This window comes from Bradyrhizobium embrapense (assembly GCF_001189235.2).
In the GTDB taxonomy this organism is placed as follows: domain Bacteria; phylum Pseudomonadota; class Alphaproteobacteria; order Rhizobiales; family Xanthobacteraceae; genus Bradyrhizobium; species Bradyrhizobium embrapense.
Window position 1 is genome coordinate 210225 of record NZ_LFIP02000010.1, and the last position, 15718, is coordinate 225942.

The 15718-nt window shown below is 64.9% G+C and carries 16 protein-coding genes; 9 read left to right on the top strand and 7 right to left on the bottom strand.

Translation table 11 applies throughout. The annotated features are described in order from the left end of the window. Positions 1 to 52 precede the first annotated feature (52 nt). The 3 genes from AKN83_RS32305 to AKN83_RS32310 all read left to right on the top strand — a co-directional run bounded on the left by AKN83_RS32305 (position 53) and on the right by AKN83_RS32310 (position 1846). On the top strand, positions 53 to 208 hold the full coding sequence (locus tag AKN83_RS32305; RefSeq protein ID WP_244522179.1) for a response regulator: 156 nt from the start codon (positions 53 to 55) through the stop codon (positions 206 to 208). 88 nt (positions 209 to 296) lie between these two features. Beyond that, complete coding sequence (locus tag AKN83_RS40110) at positions 297 to 446, top strand: hypothetical protein (RefSeq protein ID WP_157113668.1); 150 nt, start codon at positions 297 to 299, stop codon at positions 444 to 446. A 161-nt stretch (positions 447 to 607) separates the two neighbouring features. Further along, complete coding sequence (locus AKN83_RS32310) at positions 608 to 1846, top strand: threonine ammonia-lyase (protein ID WP_050405431.1); 1239 nt, start codon at positions 608 to 610, stop codon at positions 1844 to 1846. A 46-nt stretch (positions 1847 to 1892) separates the two neighbouring features. On the opposite strand, the gene AKN83_RS32315 is transcribed toward AKN83_RS32310, so the two are convergent. From AKN83_RS32315 to AKN83_RS32340, 6 genes are all read right to left on the bottom strand, one after another. Next, positions 1893 to 2408, bottom strand: a complete 516-nt coding sequence (locus AKN83_RS32315) for a DUF1697 domain-containing protein (RefSeq protein ID WP_050405430.1) — start codon at positions 2406 to 2408, stop codon at positions 1893 to 1895. A 7-nt stretch (positions 2409 to 2415) separates the two neighbouring features. Further along, positions 2416 to 3057 (bottom strand): glutathione S-transferase family protein, encoded by a 642-nt coding sequence (locus AKN83_RS32320; protein ID WP_063695632.1) that lies wholly within the window; start codon positions 3055 to 3057, stop codon positions 2416 to 2418. Positions 3058 to 3072: 15 nt separating this feature from the next. Then, complete coding sequence (locus tag AKN83_RS32325; protein WP_050402217.1) at positions 3073 to 3438, bottom strand: hypothetical protein; 366 nt, start codon at positions 3436 to 3438, stop codon at positions 3073 to 3075. Positions 3439 to 3696: 258 nt separating this feature from the next. Further along, positions 3697 to 4809, bottom strand: a complete 1113-nt coding sequence (locus AKN83_RS32330; protein WP_050402216.1) for a helix-turn-helix transcriptional regulator — start codon at positions 4807 to 4809, stop codon at positions 3697 to 3699. Between the two features lie 119 nt (positions 4810 to 4928). Next, positions 4929 to 5333 carry a TfoX/Sxy family protein gene (locus AKN83_RS32335; RefSeq protein WP_063695633.1) on the bottom strand — a complete coding sequence of 135 codons (405 nt, stop codon included), beginning with the start codon at positions 5331 to 5333 and terminating at the stop codon, positions 4929 to 4931. A 201-nt stretch (positions 5334 to 5534) separates the two neighbouring features. Beyond that, the gene (locus AKN83_RS32340) at positions 5535 to 5834 is read right to left on the bottom strand and encodes a hypothetical protein (RefSeq protein ID WP_050402215.1); all 300 of its coding nucleotides are present in this window, start codon (positions 5832 to 5834) and stop codon (positions 5535 to 5537) included. A gap of 365 nt (positions 5835 to 6199) precedes the next feature. Between AKN83_RS32340 and AKN83_RS32345 the strand changes: the two genes are divergently transcribed. After that, on the top strand, positions 6200 to 7306 hold the full coding sequence (locus tag AKN83_RS32345; protein ID WP_050402214.1) for a hypothetical protein: 1107 nt from the start codon (positions 6200 to 6202) through the stop codon (positions 7304 to 7306). Positions 7307 to 7547: 241 nt separating this feature from the next. Next, positions 7548 to 8681, top strand: coding sequence for a hypothetical protein (locus tag AKN83_RS32350; RefSeq protein ID WP_050402213.1), 1134 nt, complete (start codon positions 7548 to 7550; stop codon positions 8679 to 8681). Between the two features lie 62 nt (positions 8682 to 8743). Here AKN83_RS32350 and AKN83_RS32355 read toward each other — a convergent pair whose 3' ends face one another. Beyond that, a complete protein-coding gene (locus AKN83_RS32355) occupies positions 8744 to 9457 on the bottom strand; it encodes a TetR/AcrR family transcriptional regulator (protein ID WP_244522180.1) in 714 nt (237 codons plus the stop codon). Between the two features lie 31 nt (positions 9458 to 9488). On the opposite strand from AKN83_RS32355, the gene AKN83_RS32360 reads away from it, so the two are divergent. The 4 genes from AKN83_RS32360 to greA all read left to right on the top strand — a co-directional run bounded on the left by AKN83_RS32360 (position 9489) and on the right by greA (position 15698). After that, positions 9489 to 10496 carry an MDR family NADP-dependent oxidoreductase gene (locus AKN83_RS32360; protein WP_206600822.1) on the top strand — a complete coding sequence of 336 codons (1008 nt, stop codon included), beginning with the start codon at positions 9489 to 9491 and terminating at the stop codon, positions 10494 to 10496. Between the two features lie 212 nt (positions 10497 to 10708). Continuing rightward, positions 10709 to 11944: an efflux RND transporter periplasmic adaptor subunit gene (locus AKN83_RS32365; RefSeq protein ID WP_430641589.1), complete on the top strand. Its 1236-nt coding sequence runs from the start codon at positions 10709 to 10711 to the stop codon at positions 11942 to 11944. Beyond that, a complete protein-coding gene (locus AKN83_RS32370; RefSeq protein ID WP_050402209.1) occupies positions 11941 to 15087 on the top strand; it encodes an efflux RND transporter permease subunit in 3147 nt (1048 codons plus the stop codon). The genes AKN83_RS32365 and AKN83_RS32370 overlap by 4 nt, the downstream gene beginning before the upstream one ends. A gap of 128 nt (positions 15088 to 15215) precedes the next feature. Beyond that, positions 15216 to 15698 carry a transcription elongation factor GreA gene (gene greA / locus AKN83_RS32375; RefSeq protein ID WP_050402208.1) on the top strand — a complete coding sequence of 161 codons (483 nt, stop codon included), beginning with the start codon at positions 15216 to 15218 and terminating at the stop codon, positions 15696 to 15698. Positions 15699 to 15718: the final 20 nt, after the last annotated feature.

Here is a 15718-nt window from a genome sequence, read left to right on the forward strand (position 1 = left end):
CTCATGGCCTCGCGCGCGACCTAACTTCGGGACGTGGCTCTGGAGGTCGCAAATGACTGCTTTGGCTCAATCGATCGCACGCGTGTTTCCGGCCAATTCGCTTCGGAGCAATATCGCCCGGCATGTCCTGCTGTTCGGCTTTGCGATCCTGTTCGTCGCGGTGCTCAGGGCGAGCTATGGCCTCGATCTGAGCGCGGGCTTCTTCTGATTTTTCCGGCGGCACGTCATATTGGGTTAACCGGACCGGGATAGCAAAGCGCAGCCTTCCTTGCATCTCGAACCGGGGCCGATCTTCCATGGACAAGCCGATGCGCTGCCAGTGCGGCAGGACGCGCACCATTGTGCTCGACAGGCATTTCCGCACCGCGCTGCTTTGCCCCAAATGCGATGCGACCGAACTGGCCCGGCCGGCCAAGCCGGAGGAAGAGGCCTTGACGGCAAGCTGAAGCGCGGCGGGGTTAAACCCTCATCGCGCTCCAGCTCGTTGTCCAAGCATGATCTTTCCGGAAAACCGCTTCGCACTCTTCCGGATCATGTCCGAGCGCGGTCGTTTTCGGCGCCAAAACACGCTAGGTTCCGCTGACGAAACGGTCCAAAGCGAAACCCGATGCCGCATTCTTCCGATACTACCGCTGCGCCCCTCGCGGGCGTGACTCTTGCCGACGTGCGCCGCGCCGCCGACGTGATCCGGGATTCCGTCATGGTCACGGCGTGCAACGAGAGCCGCACGCTGGGCGAGATCTGCGGCTGCCGCCTGTTCCTCAAATTCGAGAACCTGCAATTCACCTCGACCTTCAAGGAGCGCGGCGCGCTGAACCGGCTGCAGGCGCTGTCCCCCGAGGAGCACAAGCGCGGGGTGATCGCGATGTCGGCCGGCAACCACGCCCAGGGCGTGGCCTATCACGCCAAGCGGCTCGGTATCCCCGCCACCATCGTGATGCCGATGGGCACGCCGATGGTGAAGATCGAGAACACCAGGCGGCACGGCGCCGAGGTCATCATCACCGGGCAGACGCTGGAAGAATGCTTCGCGTTCGTCGACGCGCATGCCGCCGAGCGCGGCCTGATCCTGGTCCATCCCTATGACGATCCGCTGATCATTGCCGGACAGGGCACGATCGGGCTCGAAATGCTCGAGGCGGTGCCGGAGCTCGATATCCTGGTGGTGCCGATCGGCGGCGGCGGACTGATCTCGGGCATCGCCACCGCGGCGAAGGCGATCAAGCCGTCGATGCAGATGATCGGCGTGCAGGCCCAGCTCTATCCGTCGATGTACAATGCCGTCAAAGGCGCGCAGCTGCCGATGCGCGGCGATACGCTTGCCGAAGGTATCGCCGTCAAGGCGCCCGGCCAGATCACCACCAGAATCGTTCGCAAGCTCGTCGACGACATTGTCCTCGTCAGCGAGGACCAGATCGAGCGCGCGGTCGCGACCCTGATCTCGATCGAGAAGACGGTGGTCGAGGGCGCCGGCGCCGCCGGCCTCGCGGCGGTGCTCGCGGCACCGGAACGCTTCGCCGGCCGCAATGTCGGCCTCGTGCTGACCGGCGGCAATATCGACACCCGGCTGATCGCCTCGGTCCTGACCCGCGAGCTGGCGCGCGAGGGACGGCTGACGCAGCTGGCGCTCGACATCGTCGATCGGCCAGGACAGCTCGCGGCGGTGTCGATCCTGCTTGCGGATGCGGGCGCCAACATCATCGAGGTCTCGCATCAGCGCACCTTCTCCGATCTGCCGGCCAAGGCGACGCTGCTCGAGCTCGTGATCGAAACCCGCGACCGCGCGCATCTGGAAGAGGTGCTGGCGCGGCTCGGCGCTGAAGGATTCGCGGTGCGGGAGACGTAGCAACGCGCTCCTCAGGATGACGGGTCAGATATGCAGACGAATTTCGCTAATCCTCACCCGCCGCAAGTTCGGCGAGCTTCGCGATCGTGTTGATGTTGCGTGCGGTGCCGCTGGCGGCGGCGGGGATCTTCAGCTTGGAGCGGCCCATCCCGCTGCCATAGGCGACATAGATCTCGCGCTTGCCGAGCTGCACCTGCTCGTCCTGCTGGCCCTTCACGTGCTTCAGGGCGTCCTTCGGCGGCGGCTCGTCGAGGAAGATTGCGACCGTAAAATTCGGCGGCGCTTTCGGAAACGGATTGGCCTTCAGCACCGCGGCGATCTCGTCCGCGCTCCGCACCGCAACGCCGACCGGCTTGCCGGCATAGGCGTGCAGCCGCTGCTCCAGCGCGGCCTTGACCTTCGCTGCGCCGAGCTTCGAGGAGAACACGACATTGCCGCTGGCGATATAGGTCTCGACGTCGGCAAATCCCGCGTCGAGGCACATCGCCTTCAACTCGGTCATTGGCAGCTTGCCGGTGCCGCCGACATTGACCGCGCGCAACAAGGCGACGTAACGCGGCATCACGACCTCACGTCAGCAGCAGTGCCATGCCCGGATCGCCCTTCTGCATCGCGCGCTGATAGGCCGGGCGCGCGGCGATGCGGCCGAGATAGTTCCTGATGTTGGGGCAGCGGCCGAGGTCGTAGGGCAGGAAATAACGCATCGTCGTCAGCGAGAAGCCGATCATGATATCGGCGGTCGTGAATTCATCGCCTGCGAGATAGCGCGCGTCGCGCACCCGCGCCTCGATCAGGTCGAACGAGCGGTCGACCCGCGCCTTGGTCGCGACCAGCATCGGATTGTCGGCCGCGAGGTTGAGGCGGTGCAGGATCATGCTGCGGCCCATCTGCGCCTGCAACGTGCCGTTGGCGAAGTGAAACCAGTACAGGAACTGGGCGAAGTCGGGATGGTCTGATGGCAGCGTCAGCCGTCCATTGCCGTATCTCGCGACGATGTATTCGACGACAGCGCCGGATTCGGCCAGCACCAGCGCGCCGTCGGTGATGACGGGCGCGGCGCCGATCGGATGCAGTGCCTTGTAGTCGGCTGGCGCCAGCATCGTGACTGGATCGCGCGTGGTGCACTTCAGCTCATATGGAATCTCCAGCTCCTCGCACAGCCAGACGATGCGCTCCGATTGCGACTTGCCGAGATGGTGAACGGTGAGCATGCGTGCGCTCCCTTCTCAGGCGGCCTTTTTCTTCTTCGCCGGCTTCTTCCCGGATGTCCTGTCGGGTTTCGTATCGGGCTTCTTTTCAGGGCTCTTCTCCGGCTTGTTGGCCGGCGGCGGCTCTTCCATCGCCTTCTTCATGGCGCGGGCATAGGCGTCGGCAGCATTCTCCGCCGAGTTCTGCAACCGCTTGGCGGTCGCGGTGGCGTTCAGGATCGTGCTCTTGGCGAGGTGGCGGAAGCGCGCCTTGGTCTCCTTGTCCTTGGCCTTGGCGGCGCGCGCGACCCAGACGGCCTGGCGCTTCCTGGCAGCCGCCATCACGGCCTTGGTCTGCGCTCTTGCGGTTTGCCGGATGACGGCGTCGAGGTCGGCTTCGGCCATTCAGATACACTCATTGACTGGATGTACGCCGGGGTGGGCGCACGGTGGGAGGAGGGGAGGTATCACTAGCGCAACCCGCGCCGTTTGAACATGCGATCCTTTGCGATGCCCCCGAGGGGCGCGGGCCGGCGGATGGTTGCGCGCGCTCCATCCAGGCAGGGCGCACGGCGTCGACGTCGCGAAGAATGATCCACGACGGCCGATGCGGTTAACCGTGTTGCCGGTTTCTTGCAGGCTCGTCTGAGCGCAGCTTGAGTCTCAATCCGCCGCTGAACCCGGCGGCACCTTGGCGCCGGCGAGCAATCCGGCCAATTCCACCTGTCGGCCGAGCCCGGTCTTCGCCAGCACGGCCTTGAGCTGGTTGCGCACGGTTTCGCGGGAGATGCCGAACGCGACGGCGATGGCCTCGACGGTTCGTCCTTCGCCGATGCCGCGCGCAACCCGCGCTTCGGCGGGCGTCAGGTCGAACAGGCCCTGCAGCACTTCCGCGGTCGGCACTTCCGATGGCACCACCGGCGTCACGATCACGATCGCCAGCGCGCGGTCGAACAGGTCACGCGCCGCGCCCTGGATCGGGACCAGATGCACGATCAGCGGCGGGCGATCGTCCTGCGCAGCGATCGGGACCGAGCGGACCTCGGCGCTGATGAGACCCTGATCGAGCGCGGCCAGCGCCTGCGCGAACAGCGCGTCGGCGGCGGTTGCCGCCAGCGTCAGGCGATCGGAGCGATCCTGCATCACATCGGGCACCAGGCGGTCGAACAGCGGGTTGGCCGCCATCAGACGGCCGCCGCGCCGCAGCACCGCCGCGGGCAGTCCGAGCATCGCCAGCGACTCGGTTGCCGCCCTGGCGCGCTCCATCCCGAGCCGTGCCGACAGCAGCGCCGCCCGCGCCAGATGCGGGCGCAGCGCGTCGAGCTGCTCGATCGCTTCCCGCTCGATCGGTCCGTGCCGGTATTCGCGCTCGACGCTGTAGATCAGCACGTCGCCGCTCGGCACCGGAATCGCAGTACCGGCGCCCCATCCGAGCCCGCGCGGACGGAAGAACTCGCGGATCTGGAAATCCTGCTGCACCTCCTCGGGTGTGTCGAACACGTCGATGTCGCGCAGGAAGCCGGCATGATTGGCCGCGAGCAGGCGCGGCAACCGCCCGTTGCGCTCGTGCCAGCCGCCCTCGACATAGGCCACCGTGTCGTCGTGCATGTCGGGGGATGCGACCCAGCGGACGTCGTGCGGGGCTGCCGTCAGCAGCACGATACCGCGCGCTCGCGCGATCCCGCCGACCTGATGCAGCACGTTCGGCCACAACTCGGGGACGACAGCGGCCTCATAGGCCAGGTCAATCAGGTGCTCGTGCAGGTCGTTCGCCATCGGTCATTCCAGGAAAATATTGCTGCCCAAAAGATTAACCCATCGATCGCGAAATTATTGCGTAGAGCAATTCAGCCCGAGCCACGAGTCCGGGCTTTCCCGGTGCGCGCCAGCGCGCGTCACGAGGAATTGCGGCGTTTCGGCGGGCTTGTTCGGGATTTTCGCGCGGGCGCGGCGGGCCCGGCTCGTTTGGCTGCGACCCGGCGCGCGGCGGCCAGCGCAACCTGCGCCCAGACGACGAGTTCGTCGGGCTCATCGAACAGCCGTTCCGGCACCCGCCAGAATGCGAGATCGATGGTCACGCCCTGCTTGGCGTAGTTGAGCGGCGGGCTCGCCGCCGCCTCCCTGAACGTCTCGCGGTTCTGATCGTCGACCCGCACGTAGAATGTGTTGTCGGTGACCATCCCGAGCATCACGCCGTCGCAGAATACGCCGGTCTTGCCGAACATGCGCCGCATCGTGATTCGGCCGAGCGGCGCGAGTTGCTCGCGCAGGAATTCGGCAAAGGCAGGACTGGCAACCATTCCCGGTCTCGCAAGGCAATCAGCCTGCCGAATGATGACCGGAACCTCTGCGTCCGACAACCGCCGTGACGCGATCCGGAGTCTTGAGGAGGAGGTTGCCTGAATGCTTGGACGGGGTGAATTGGTCGAGTGGCGTGGCTTGCAGGAAGCTCTCGCCCGAAGCTGTCGGGAGGACACCTCGGTGCCTCCCGACATCAGCACTTAGTTGCAGCCGCAGCCGTGCGAGTGGCCGCCGCCAAGGATCCCGGACAGAATGTTGGTGTTCTTGAGGCTGATCGGCAGGATGGCCGAAACGTTGGTCTTGTTGCCGTTCAGGACGTTCACGCCGCCGCCGAGCACGTTGACGTTGTTGAGCGCGTTGACATTGAGCGCGGAGACCGCGGTCGTGATCGGGGCGATCACCGAACCGATCAGGCCACCGCCACCACCGCGGGGGCCGCCGGCGAAGGCCGGCGAGGCGACGAGCGAGGCAAGAGCGACGGCGACGATATACTGCTTCATGACTTCCTCCGTTGTTATCAAGCCAAGCCGTTTGCTTGGTCGCCGCCACTATTCACGTTCCGGATTCGCATACAACTTGAAGTGGTTCTTTACTCTAATACTTAGCGTTAACCATGTTATCGAAATTCCTGATGCCTTCATCTATGCTGATGATGCGATCAAAATCGGTCGCGAAGCGCTTCAGACGGGACACCGAAATCAACCATAAATTGCACATTTAACGGCGGATTAACCATGATTTCCGACGCTGTGAGCGGAGGGTCGCGTCCATGATTCGGCGTGCGTCGTTGGCGGCGGTTGTTGTTGCTTCGCAGCTCGGCGTCTCTGCGGCACTTGCACAGACCGTTCCGGCGGGGACGGTAACCGTGAATACAGGCTCGATCGGCCTGCGCACGGGCTACGATTCCAATCCGACCGACACGCTGGGCGCCCGCGGGAGCATGTTCGCAACGCAGACGATCAACTACGATTATCTGCGCGGCTCGCTGCAGGACGGCATCATCGGACTCAGCGTCAAGTTCGCCGACACGCAATACGATCCCGGCGTCGCAGCCCCCAGCACCACGGCCATCATCGCGGCCAGCGGAGCGATCGAGCTTGCACCGAAGCTGGCGTTGCGCACCACGTTGACGACGACGGTCGACGACAATTGGGCGCGCCGCTCGCATGGCGTCCAGCTGCGCAACCGCGTCGAATACGACACCACCGATTTTCGAATATTCGCCAATGTCGACACCGGCATCAACGCGCTCAACGAGCGAAACATCTTCACGCTGGGTGATTTCCTGCCCCAGGACGAGAACTTCGTGACGCGCACCTTCATGCCCGGCTTCGCCTACAAGTTCGGGACCGGCGAGATCGGCACGTCGCTCGTGCTGTCGCGCGTGGCTTATCTTGCGACCGACATTTTCGGCCTCGATCGCAGCCACAAGATCGTGCAGCCGAACGTGTTCTTCACGGTGAAGAGCAGCGGCGTCGAAGTCGAAGGCTCCATATCGCCATACTTCGCGAGCTACGACACGACCGATTTCGACGACGTCAAGCAGCTGCTCTACACCGCCAAGGCCAAGTACCAGGCCGGTTCATGGACCTTCGGCGTCGGGTCGTCGCGAACGGTCTCGGACACCACGCTCTCGTTCGCCTCGCGCGATGTCGGGCAGTCGAACGAGGCCTCGGTCAGCTACAAGTTCGACGACAAGAACGCCGTCAGCCTGCTGGCGCGCTATCGCCGTGACGATTATCTCAACACCGATCTATGGAGCACGACGTTCCTCACCGGCCTCGATTTCGCGCACGATTTCGGCGACGGATATATCGGCACGGCCGGCGCCTCTGTCCGGCAGGTCCGCCGGCCTGACGAGGTCCAGCCGTGGGCGGTGAACGTGCAGATCGGCTTCCAGAAGAAGCTCGATTTTGGCGAAGCGCCGAAGGCCGCCGATGCCAAGGTTACCGAGGTCAAGCCCAAGATCTGACCCGACGGTCGTCGCCGCGTGTGGCGAAATTGAACCCGTGTGACAGTCGGAAATACTTCCGAAGCGTCTCGAAACGTATTCGGCTTGAATTGTCGCGGCGGTAGGCCTGCGAGCGTCACACGCTTGCAACGCCGCGCGCGAACCTTCGACCATGAACATCCTTTAATTTGTATCCGCGCGACTTGTCGCGCCTGCTGGGCGGCGACATGTGGTCGAGCCATCGCCGGCTCAGGGAGGGCCGATGATCAGCCGCAGGGCGCTTTCCGGATTGTTGATGACGCTGGTCGGACCCTCATCGGTCACCGGCAACACGCTGGCACTCAGTCACTGCCAGGGATCGTGCGCGAATGTCGATCTGCCGGCGCTTGGCTACGACACGTTCTGCCGGTCGTTCTTCGATATCGCGGCGAGAGGAAAGCTGCGCGCAGTCGCCACCGGGCAGGGCATCCGAAGGGAAATGCGGTCGCTGTTCCGGGAGCGGCGGCTGTATAGGCCATCGCACGACGAGATCCGGATTCTCTGGCGCGGCACGGCGGATGGATTCTCGGTCGTGAAGGTCGAGTTCGATCTGGAATGCGGCGTGCCGGTGCGCGGATGTCTCGGGATTCCCGACGGCCCGCTCAAGGGATTGATCCTGCTCGGCCACGGTATGGCGAGCACGCCGGAGCGGTGCTTCGATGACGCCGACAAGGACTACATGAACGCGCTCGGCAAACAGCTTTGCCAGGACGGCTATGTGGTCTGGTGTCCCTACATCGTTCAGATCGGAAACCAGGAAAGCCAGAACAACATCGCCGCGATGCTGGCATCCCATAGCGTCTCCGCGCACAACGTGTCGTGCGCCTCGATCGACGCCGGAGAGATCGTCTGCCGCAAGCTGACCGGTGTGTCAGGTCTGAATGTCGGCGTCTACGGGGCGTCCTGGGGTGCGCTTCTGGCGCTGCATCTGGAAGCCGCCACCGGACAAATGCGGCCGACCGTCATCTCCGGATATATGCGCGACGAGAGGAAGCTTCTGACGTCGTCCGTCGTCAGCAAGAACCTCGGCATCGAGCTCGCAACCTACATTCATTTCGCCAACAGCCGCGCCAGGTATACCGGCGCGGAGCTCGCGTATCTGCTCTCTCCGTGTCCGCTGTTCGTCGAGATCGGCAGCCGCGATGCTGCAAACGCGGTCGAGCTCGGGCGGGACGAGAAGTTCGCGGAGATGCGATCCGTCTATGCGTCATCGGCCCATCCGGATCTGATCGAGATGGACGTGTTCGACGGCGTGCATGAGGCCAGCGGCAAGCGCGCAAGGCCATGGCTGTACGGCCATCTGGCGTCGCCGGCGTATCAAGAGACGTCTCGCTTGAAGAACGCCATCGCGTTGTGAGGACAGTCGTCGCTGTGGCCAAGCTCGGCTCGGTCGGCTCCGCGCGTTGCGAGGATCCCCGATCATTTGCCTGCGACAGCGCGCCGCTTCGAGAGGCAGGCTTCGACCAATGCGATCAGCTCTTGCCGCAGGGCAGGCGATGCCAGAATATCCAGCCGCGCGGCCTCGTGCACGACGCCGGCGACTGCTGCGGCAAGCACCCGCGCGGCGATCCGGGTATCGGTGGCGTTGCCCCGCATGTTCGCGGTGAACAGCGCCTCGCAGCCCTTGCGATATTCCGTCTCGAACCGGCGATGCGTGGCCGCGCCGGCTGCATCACGCGGCGCTTCCTCGAGCAGAACCCGATGGGCCGCGGGAAAGCGGCGATGCACGTCGATCATGCCGTCGACGAATGCGACGATGCGGCACGCTCGCGATCTTGTGTCGTCGGTCGCGGTGCATAGCACCGCCAGCAATTCATCGAAGTGCCGACGCCTGGTTGCCTCGACCAGCGCAAGCTTGTTGGGGAAGTATTGGTAGAGCGATCCGATGCTGACGCCGGCCCTCTCCGCCACCGCATTGGTCGTCGTCGCGGACCAGCCGCGCTCGCCGAGAATGTGAGCGGCGGCGTCGAGGATGGCCTCGATGGTAGCACGCGAACGGGCCTGACGCGGCACTTTCCGCATCTTGCTCGTCGCTGCCGGAATGCGAGTAGCCACTTGGACCTCTCCGCCAGTAATGTGAGCCAAGTGCTCACATTTCGCCCCATCGACGGGCCAAGTCAAAGGATTGCACATGGCAGCGATCGAGATCGGCCGCGAGGTCAGGTTGAAGATCAGGCCGCAGGGCCTGCCCGGACCGCAACATTTCGAAATTACCGAGACTCCCGTGCCAACTCCCGGCGCAGGCGAGGTGCTGGTGCGCAACCGCGCCTTCGTCGTCTCGGCATCACTCCGCCAAATGGCGAGCGAGGGAGCGGAGGACATACCGGGCGTGCCGTTTCCCGCGCTGCGGCCTGGCGACGGTCTCTTCGGCGAGACGATCGGAGAAGTGATGACGGCGCCCGCCGGCGGGAGTCTGTTGCCGGGCGATATCGTGCAGCACATGTTCGGTTGGCGTGATTACGCCATCGTACCTGTCGCGCGATGCGTCCGGCTGGACGCGCCGTTGCCGGAGCCGCTAGGTTACCTCGGCTATCTCGGGCATGGTGCGACCGCCTATGCGGCACTGACCCGCGGCGTGCGGATCGCAAACGGCGAGACGGTCTTCATATCGAGCGCCGCCGGCGCGATCGGTTCGATGGCCGGGCAGATTGCTCGCTTGCTGGGGGCGGGCCGCGTGATCGGCAGCACCAGCTCGCGCGCGAAAGCGGATCGCCTGATCACTGAACTCGGCTACGACGCGGTGGTGGTCCGCGACGGAGACGAGCCTTTCGTCGACCGGCTGAACGAGGCGGCCCCCGACGGGGTCGATATCTTTCTCGACAATGTCGGGGGCGAGCAGCTGCAGGCTGCGATTGGCGTAGCCCGCGAAGGCGCCCGCTTCGTCATCGTCGGGACGCTGTCGGGTCAGCTCGCGGTGGCAGGAACAGGCCGCACCGCGCCCGTCGTGCTGGATTCGACTCAGATACTCTTGAGGAAGATCACCATCCGCGGCTTCAGCGCCGACGATCATCCGCAGGCGCGTCAGGAATGGTTCGCCCGCCTTGCGGCTTGGTCGCGGACCGGCGACATCCGTCTTCCGCATGTCATGATCGACGGGCTTGAGCGCGCCACATGCGCCTTGTCCGATACGATCAACGGGCGGTATCTCGGCATGGTCGTTGTGAGGCTTTGATGGCGGCAGCCTCCAGAGGGAGCCGTAACTCAAGCGCGGTCGTCACGGGCTGGTGTCGAGCGGCCAATTCGGTCACGGGATTGTCGGATGCGGATTTAGCGCGTTATGATCTCTTGTGATGCGCCTTGCCTATCCTCGCCTTCTCCGGTCTGAGGGAACTCGACGTCATATCCATCTCGTGGAGCTTGTTGGTAGCCGAAGGGTTGGACAGCATGAGTGGTACGGAACGAATGCGCGGTGGATTGGCAGGGCTTCTGGTATCGGCGGGATTGGCGGTGATCGGGATGTCGGCGGCCCATGCTCAGGCGGGGCCGCCCGGACCTCCTGCGGTGGGCGTGTTCGAGGCGGTGAAGCGGCCGGTCACCGAGACCAATGAGTTTCTGGGGCGCATCGAGGCCCCCAACCGCGTCAACGTGGTGGCGCGCGTCACGGCGTTTCTCGAGAAGCGGAACTTCGTCGAGGGCGCCGAGGTCAAGGCCGGCGACCTCTTGTATCAACTCGAGCGCGGTCCGTTCGAGGCCGACCTTGCCTCGAAGAAGGCGCAGGTCGCCCAGTTGCAGGCGACGCTGGTCAACGCCAAGCTGACCACCGATCGCGCCAAGGCCCTGATGGGCGGACCGGCCGGCCAGCAATCGAACGTCGACGCGGCGGTCGCCAACCAGCAGAGCCTCGAGGCACAGGTGCAGGCCGCGCAGGCGCAGGTCGACCTGTCCCAGATCAATCTCGACTACACCGAGATCCACTCGCCGATCGATGGCAGGATTGGGCGCACCTCGGTCACGGAAGGTAACGTCGTGACGCCGAGCTCGGGAACCCTGACGACCATCGTCAGCCAGGATCCGATGTACGTCACGTTCCCCGTGCCGGTGCGCGAGGCGCTCGATCTGCGCGACCGGTATGCGACACGCGGTGGCTTCAAGGCCGTCATCATCCGGCTGCGCCTGCCGAACGGCCGGCTCTACGAGAAGACCGGTGAGCTGAACTTCGTCAACAACACCATCGCGCAGAACACCGACACCATCTCCCTGCGCGGCACCATCCCCAACCCGTCGACCTATACGTCGGTTGCGACCGGCGGCTCGGTCCGCGAGCTCACCGACAATCAGTTCGTGACCGTGCTGCTGGAAGGCGTGCAGCCGGTCGAGGTGGTGGCGATCCCGCGCTCGGCGGTACTGTCGGACCAGCAGGGCGAGTATGTCTACGTCGTCGGCGCGGACAACAAGGCCGAGCAGAAGCGGATCCAGCTTGGGCAATCGACATCGACGATCGCCGCGGTGACAAGCGGCATCGCGCTTGGCGACAAGGTGATCGTCGAGGGCTTGCAGAAGGTCAGGCCGGGCGAGGTGGTCGCGCCGGGGCCCGCCAGCGCGCAGATCCAGTCCAGCATGAAGGTTTCGGCGGACGGCGGCACCGGCAGCGCGCCGAAATCGACGGGCAATAACCCATGATTTCCGCCGTCTTCGTCGATCGTCCGCGGCTTGCGATCGTCATCGCGTTCGTGATCACGATCGCGGGCGCGCTGGCGCTGATGCAAATCCCGGTCGCCCAGTTTCCGGACATCGTGCCGCCGCAGGTCACGGTCTCGGCCGTGTTCCCCGGTGCATCGGCCGAAGTCGTCGAATCAAGCGTCGCCCAACCGCTTGAAGCGCAGGTCGTCGGCGTCGACAAGATGCTCTACATGAAGTCGACCAGCGGCAATGACGGCAGCTATACGCTGACGGTCTCGTTCGCGCTCGGCACCGACCCCGACATCAACACCGTCAACGTCAACAACCGCGTGCAGAGCGCGCTGGCGCAATTGCCGACCGAGGTGCAGGCGCAGGGCCTGACCGTGCAGAAGAAATCCTCGGCCGTGCTGCAGTTCATCGTGCTCTACAGCAAGAGCGGCGAGCAGGATCCGCTGTTCATCACCAACTACGCCATCATCAACGTGCTGGACGCGATCTCGCGCACGCCAGGCGTCGGCCAGGCCTCGCTGTTCGCCAAGCTGAACTATTCGATGCGGATTTGGTTCGACACCCAGCGCCTGACCAGCCTCAATCTGGCGCCGTCGGACGTGATCGCCGCGATCCGCGCCCAGAGCGTGCAGGCGCCGGTCGGCCGCATCGGCGCGCGTCCGATCAGCAACGACCAGCAATTCCAGTTCAACGTGCAGACCCAGGGCCGCCTGACGACGTCCAAGCAGTTCGGCGACATCGTGCTGCGGGCCAATCCCGACGGCTCGGTGCTGCGGATCAGGGACGTCGCAACCGTCGAGATCGGCGCGCAGAACTCGGACTCGGAGTCGCGGATCGACGGCAATCCCGGCGTGCCGATGGGCATCTATCTTGCGCCCGGCGCCAACGCCGTGACCACGGCCAAGGCCGTGCAGGCCACGCTTGCCAAGCTGTCGGAGCGGTTCCCGCCCGGGCTGACCTACCTCGTGCAGTACGACTCCACGACCTTCGTCTCCGATACCATCAAGGAAGTGATGAAGACGCTCGGCGAGGCCTTCGTGCTCGTCGTGATCGTGGTGTTCCTGTTCCTCGGTAATCTGCGCGCCACGGTGATTCCGGCGGTCGCGGTTCCTGTCAGCCTGATCGGCGCCTTCGCGGTGCTGCTGGCGCTCGGCTATTCCGCCAACACCGTCTCGCTGCTGGCGATGGTGTTGGCGATCGGCATCGTGGTCGACGACGCCATCGTCGTGGTCGAGAACGTCGAGCGCGTCATGGAGGAGGAGCCGGAGCTGTCGCCGGCCGACGCCACCAAGAAGGCGATGGCGCAGATCACGGCGCCGATCATTGCGATCTCGCTGGTGCTGCTGTCGGTGTTCGTGCCGATAGCGTTCATTCCCGGTATCTCAGGTACGCTGTTCCGCCAGTTCGCGGTGACGATCAGCGCCGCGATGGTGATCTCGGCGCTGAATGCGCTGACATTGTCGCCGGCGTTGTGCGCGGTGTTCCTGCGTCACGGCGGGCCGCGCCGCGGCATCATGGGACGGGTGCTCGGCGGCATCGACTGGGTCCGCGACCGCTACGCCGGCATCGTACAGCGGCTGGTCCGCGTGGCGGTGTTGTCGCTGGTTGCGGTGCTGGTGTTTGCCGGCGCGGTGTTCGGCGTCTCGAAGATCACGCCGACCGGATTCCTGCCCGAGGAAGACCAGGGCGCGTTCTTCATCGCCGTGCAGCTGCCTGACGGCGCTTCGGTGGCGCGCACCAGCGAGGTCACCAAGCAGGTCGAGGCGCTGTTGAAGAAGAATCCGGCGATCGACCACGTGCTGTCGATCATCGGCTTCTCGCTGCTCGACGGCGCCAGCGAGCCGAACTCCGCCTTCATGGTGGCGCGCATGAAGGCGTTTGCGGACCGCAAGGCCACGACCGAATCGGTGCAGGCCGCGATCGGGCAGACCTTCGTCGGCGGATCGCAGATCCGCCAGGCCTCGGTGCTGCCGTTCAACCTGCCGCCGATCATCGGGCTCTCGACATCAGGCGGCTTCGAATATCAGCTCGAGGCGCTGGAGGGGCAGGATCCGGCTTCGCTCAGCAGCGTGATGAGCGGGTTGATCGGCGCGGCGAACCGCAATCCAAATCTGGCGCGCGTGTTCTCGACCTTCACCGCGACCAACCCATCGATCTATCTCGATATCGACCGCGCCAAGGCGCAGGCGCTCGGCCTCAACATGGCCGACGTGTTCACCGCGCTGCAGGCCACGCTCGGCGGCATCTACGTCAACAATTTCAACCTGTTTGGCCGCACCTGGCAGGTCAACGTGCAGGGCGATGCGGCCGACCGGCGCGACATTCCCGACATCTGGCAGATCTATGTCCGCAACACCGGCGGCGAGATGGTGCCGATCCGCTCGATCGCAAGCCTGCGCATCGTCACCGGCCCGCAGGTGATCACGCGCTACAACAATTATCGCTCGGTCACGGTGAACGGCAGCCCGGCCGCGGGCGTGTCCTCGGGCACCGCGATCGCGACGATGGCCGACCTCTCCAAGACGACGCTGCCTTCGGGCTATTCCTATGAATGGACCGGCACGGCCTATCAGGAGCAGGCGGCGTCCGGCCAGACCGGCATCATCCTCGCGCTCGCGGTGCTGTTTGCCTATCTGTTCCTGGTGGCGCTGTATGAGAGCTGGACGATTCCGATTCCGGTGCTGCTGTCGGTCACGGTCGGCGTGTTCGGGTCTTATCTTGCGATCAAGCTTGCGGGCCTCAACCTCGATCTCTACGGCCAGATCGGCCTCGTGGTGCTGATCGCGCTCGCCGCCAAGAACGGCATCCTGATCGTCGAATTCGCCAAGGAGCAGCGCGAGGCCGGCAGGCCGATCGCGGAGGCCGCGACGATGGGCGCGCAGATGCGGTTCCGCGCGGTCATGATGACCTCGATCGCGTTCATTCTCGGCCTGGTGCCGCTGGTGGTTGCGACCGGCGCCGCGGAAATCAGCCGCCGTGCGGTCGGCACCGCGGTGTTCGGCGGCATGCTTGCCGCCAGCTCGATCGGCATCTTCCTGGTGCCGATGCTGTTCGTCACCTTCCAAGGCTGGCGCGAGGGTGCAAAAAGCCGTTTCGGCCGTCGCGGCAAGGCGGAACATCCTGCCTCGCATTAGCGTGATCCGGAAAGATCCCGCGTGCGCAACGGGCGAATGTGCGGCGACGATCAGCCTAATCCCATCGCGCATTGGCCGTGCGGGTGAGGCGGGGCTATACTTCCCGCCCCGATCGATGGAGTTCTGGATTGAGCGTTGCCTTCACCAAGGAAGAAAGTGCCGAGACTGCGTCCGAAACGCTGTTGCCGGATCGCCCCATTTCGCCGCATCCCAATCTGGTGACCGAGGCCGGCCGCAAGGCGCTGGAGCGCCAGCTCCAGGAGGCGCGTGAGGCCTACGAGGCTGCGCAGCAGCTCGACGACGTCAACGAACGGCGACGCCAGTCGGCGGTGCCGTTGCGCGACACGCGCTATCTCACCGAACGGCTCCGCACCGCGCAGGTCGTCCCCGACCCCGCCTCGACCGAAAGCGTTGCGTTCGGCAGCACCGTGACGTTCAGCCGCGCCGATGGCCGCGTGCAGACCTATCGAATCGTCGGCGAGGACGAGGCCGATCCAAAGGCGGGCTCGATCTCGTTCGTCTCGCCGGTGGCGCGATCGCTGATGGGCAAGGCCGTGGGCGACGTCGTCGGATCGGGCGCCCAGGAGCTGGAGATCGTCGCGATCGCCTAGCTCGACTGGTTCTTGTCGCA

Coding starts and splice junctions, on each gene's coding strand:
- AKN83_RS32325 (WP_050402217.1), bottom strand. CDS start 3,438: ATGGCCGAAGCCGACCTCGACGCCGTCATCCGGCAAACCGCAAGAGCG.
- AKN83_RS32320 (WP_063695632.1), bottom strand. CDS start 3,057: ATGCTCACCGTTCACCATCTCGGCAAGTCGCAATCGGAGCGCATCGTC.
- AKN83_RS32355 (WP_244522180.1), bottom strand. CDS start 9,457: ATGTGCAATCCTTTGACTTGGCCCGTCGATGGGGCGAAATGTGAGCAC.
- AKN83_RS40110 (WP_157113668.1), top strand. CDS start 297: ATGGACAAGCCGATGCGCTGCCAGTGCGGCAGGACGCGCACCATTGTG.
- AKN83_RS32340 (WP_050402215.1), bottom strand. CDS start 5,834: ATGAAGCAGTATATCGTCGCCGTCGCTCTTGCCTCGCTCGTCGCCTCG.
- AKN83_RS32310 (WP_050405431.1), top strand. CDS start 608: ATGCCGCATTCTTCCGATACTACCGCTGCGCCCCTCGCGGGCGTGACT.
- AKN83_RS32315 (WP_050405430.1), bottom strand. CDS start 2,408: ATGCCGCGTTACGTCGCCTTGTTGCGCGCGGTCAATGTCGGCGGCACC.
- AKN83_RS32305 (WP_244522179.1), top strand. CDS start 53: ATGACTGCTTTGGCTCAATCGATCGCACGCGTGTTTCCGGCCAATTCG.
- AKN83_RS32370 (WP_050402209.1), top strand. CDS start 11,941: ATGATTTCCGCCGTCTTCGTCGATCGTCCGCGGCTTGCGATCGTCATC.
- AKN83_RS32330 (WP_050402216.1), bottom strand. CDS start 4,809: ATGGCGAACGACCTGCACGAGCACCTGATTGACCTGGCCTATGAGGCC.
- AKN83_RS32335 (WP_063695633.1), bottom strand. CDS start 5,333: ATGGTTGCCAGTCCTGCCTTTGCCGAATTCCTGCGCGAGCAACTCGCG.
- AKN83_RS32350 (WP_050402213.1), top strand. CDS start 7,548: ATGATCAGCCGCAGGGCGCTTTCCGGATTGTTGATGACGCTGGTCGGA.
- AKN83_RS32365 (WP_430641589.1), top strand. CDS start 10,709: ATGAGTGGTACGGAACGAATGCGCGGTGGATTGGCAGGGCTTCTGGTA.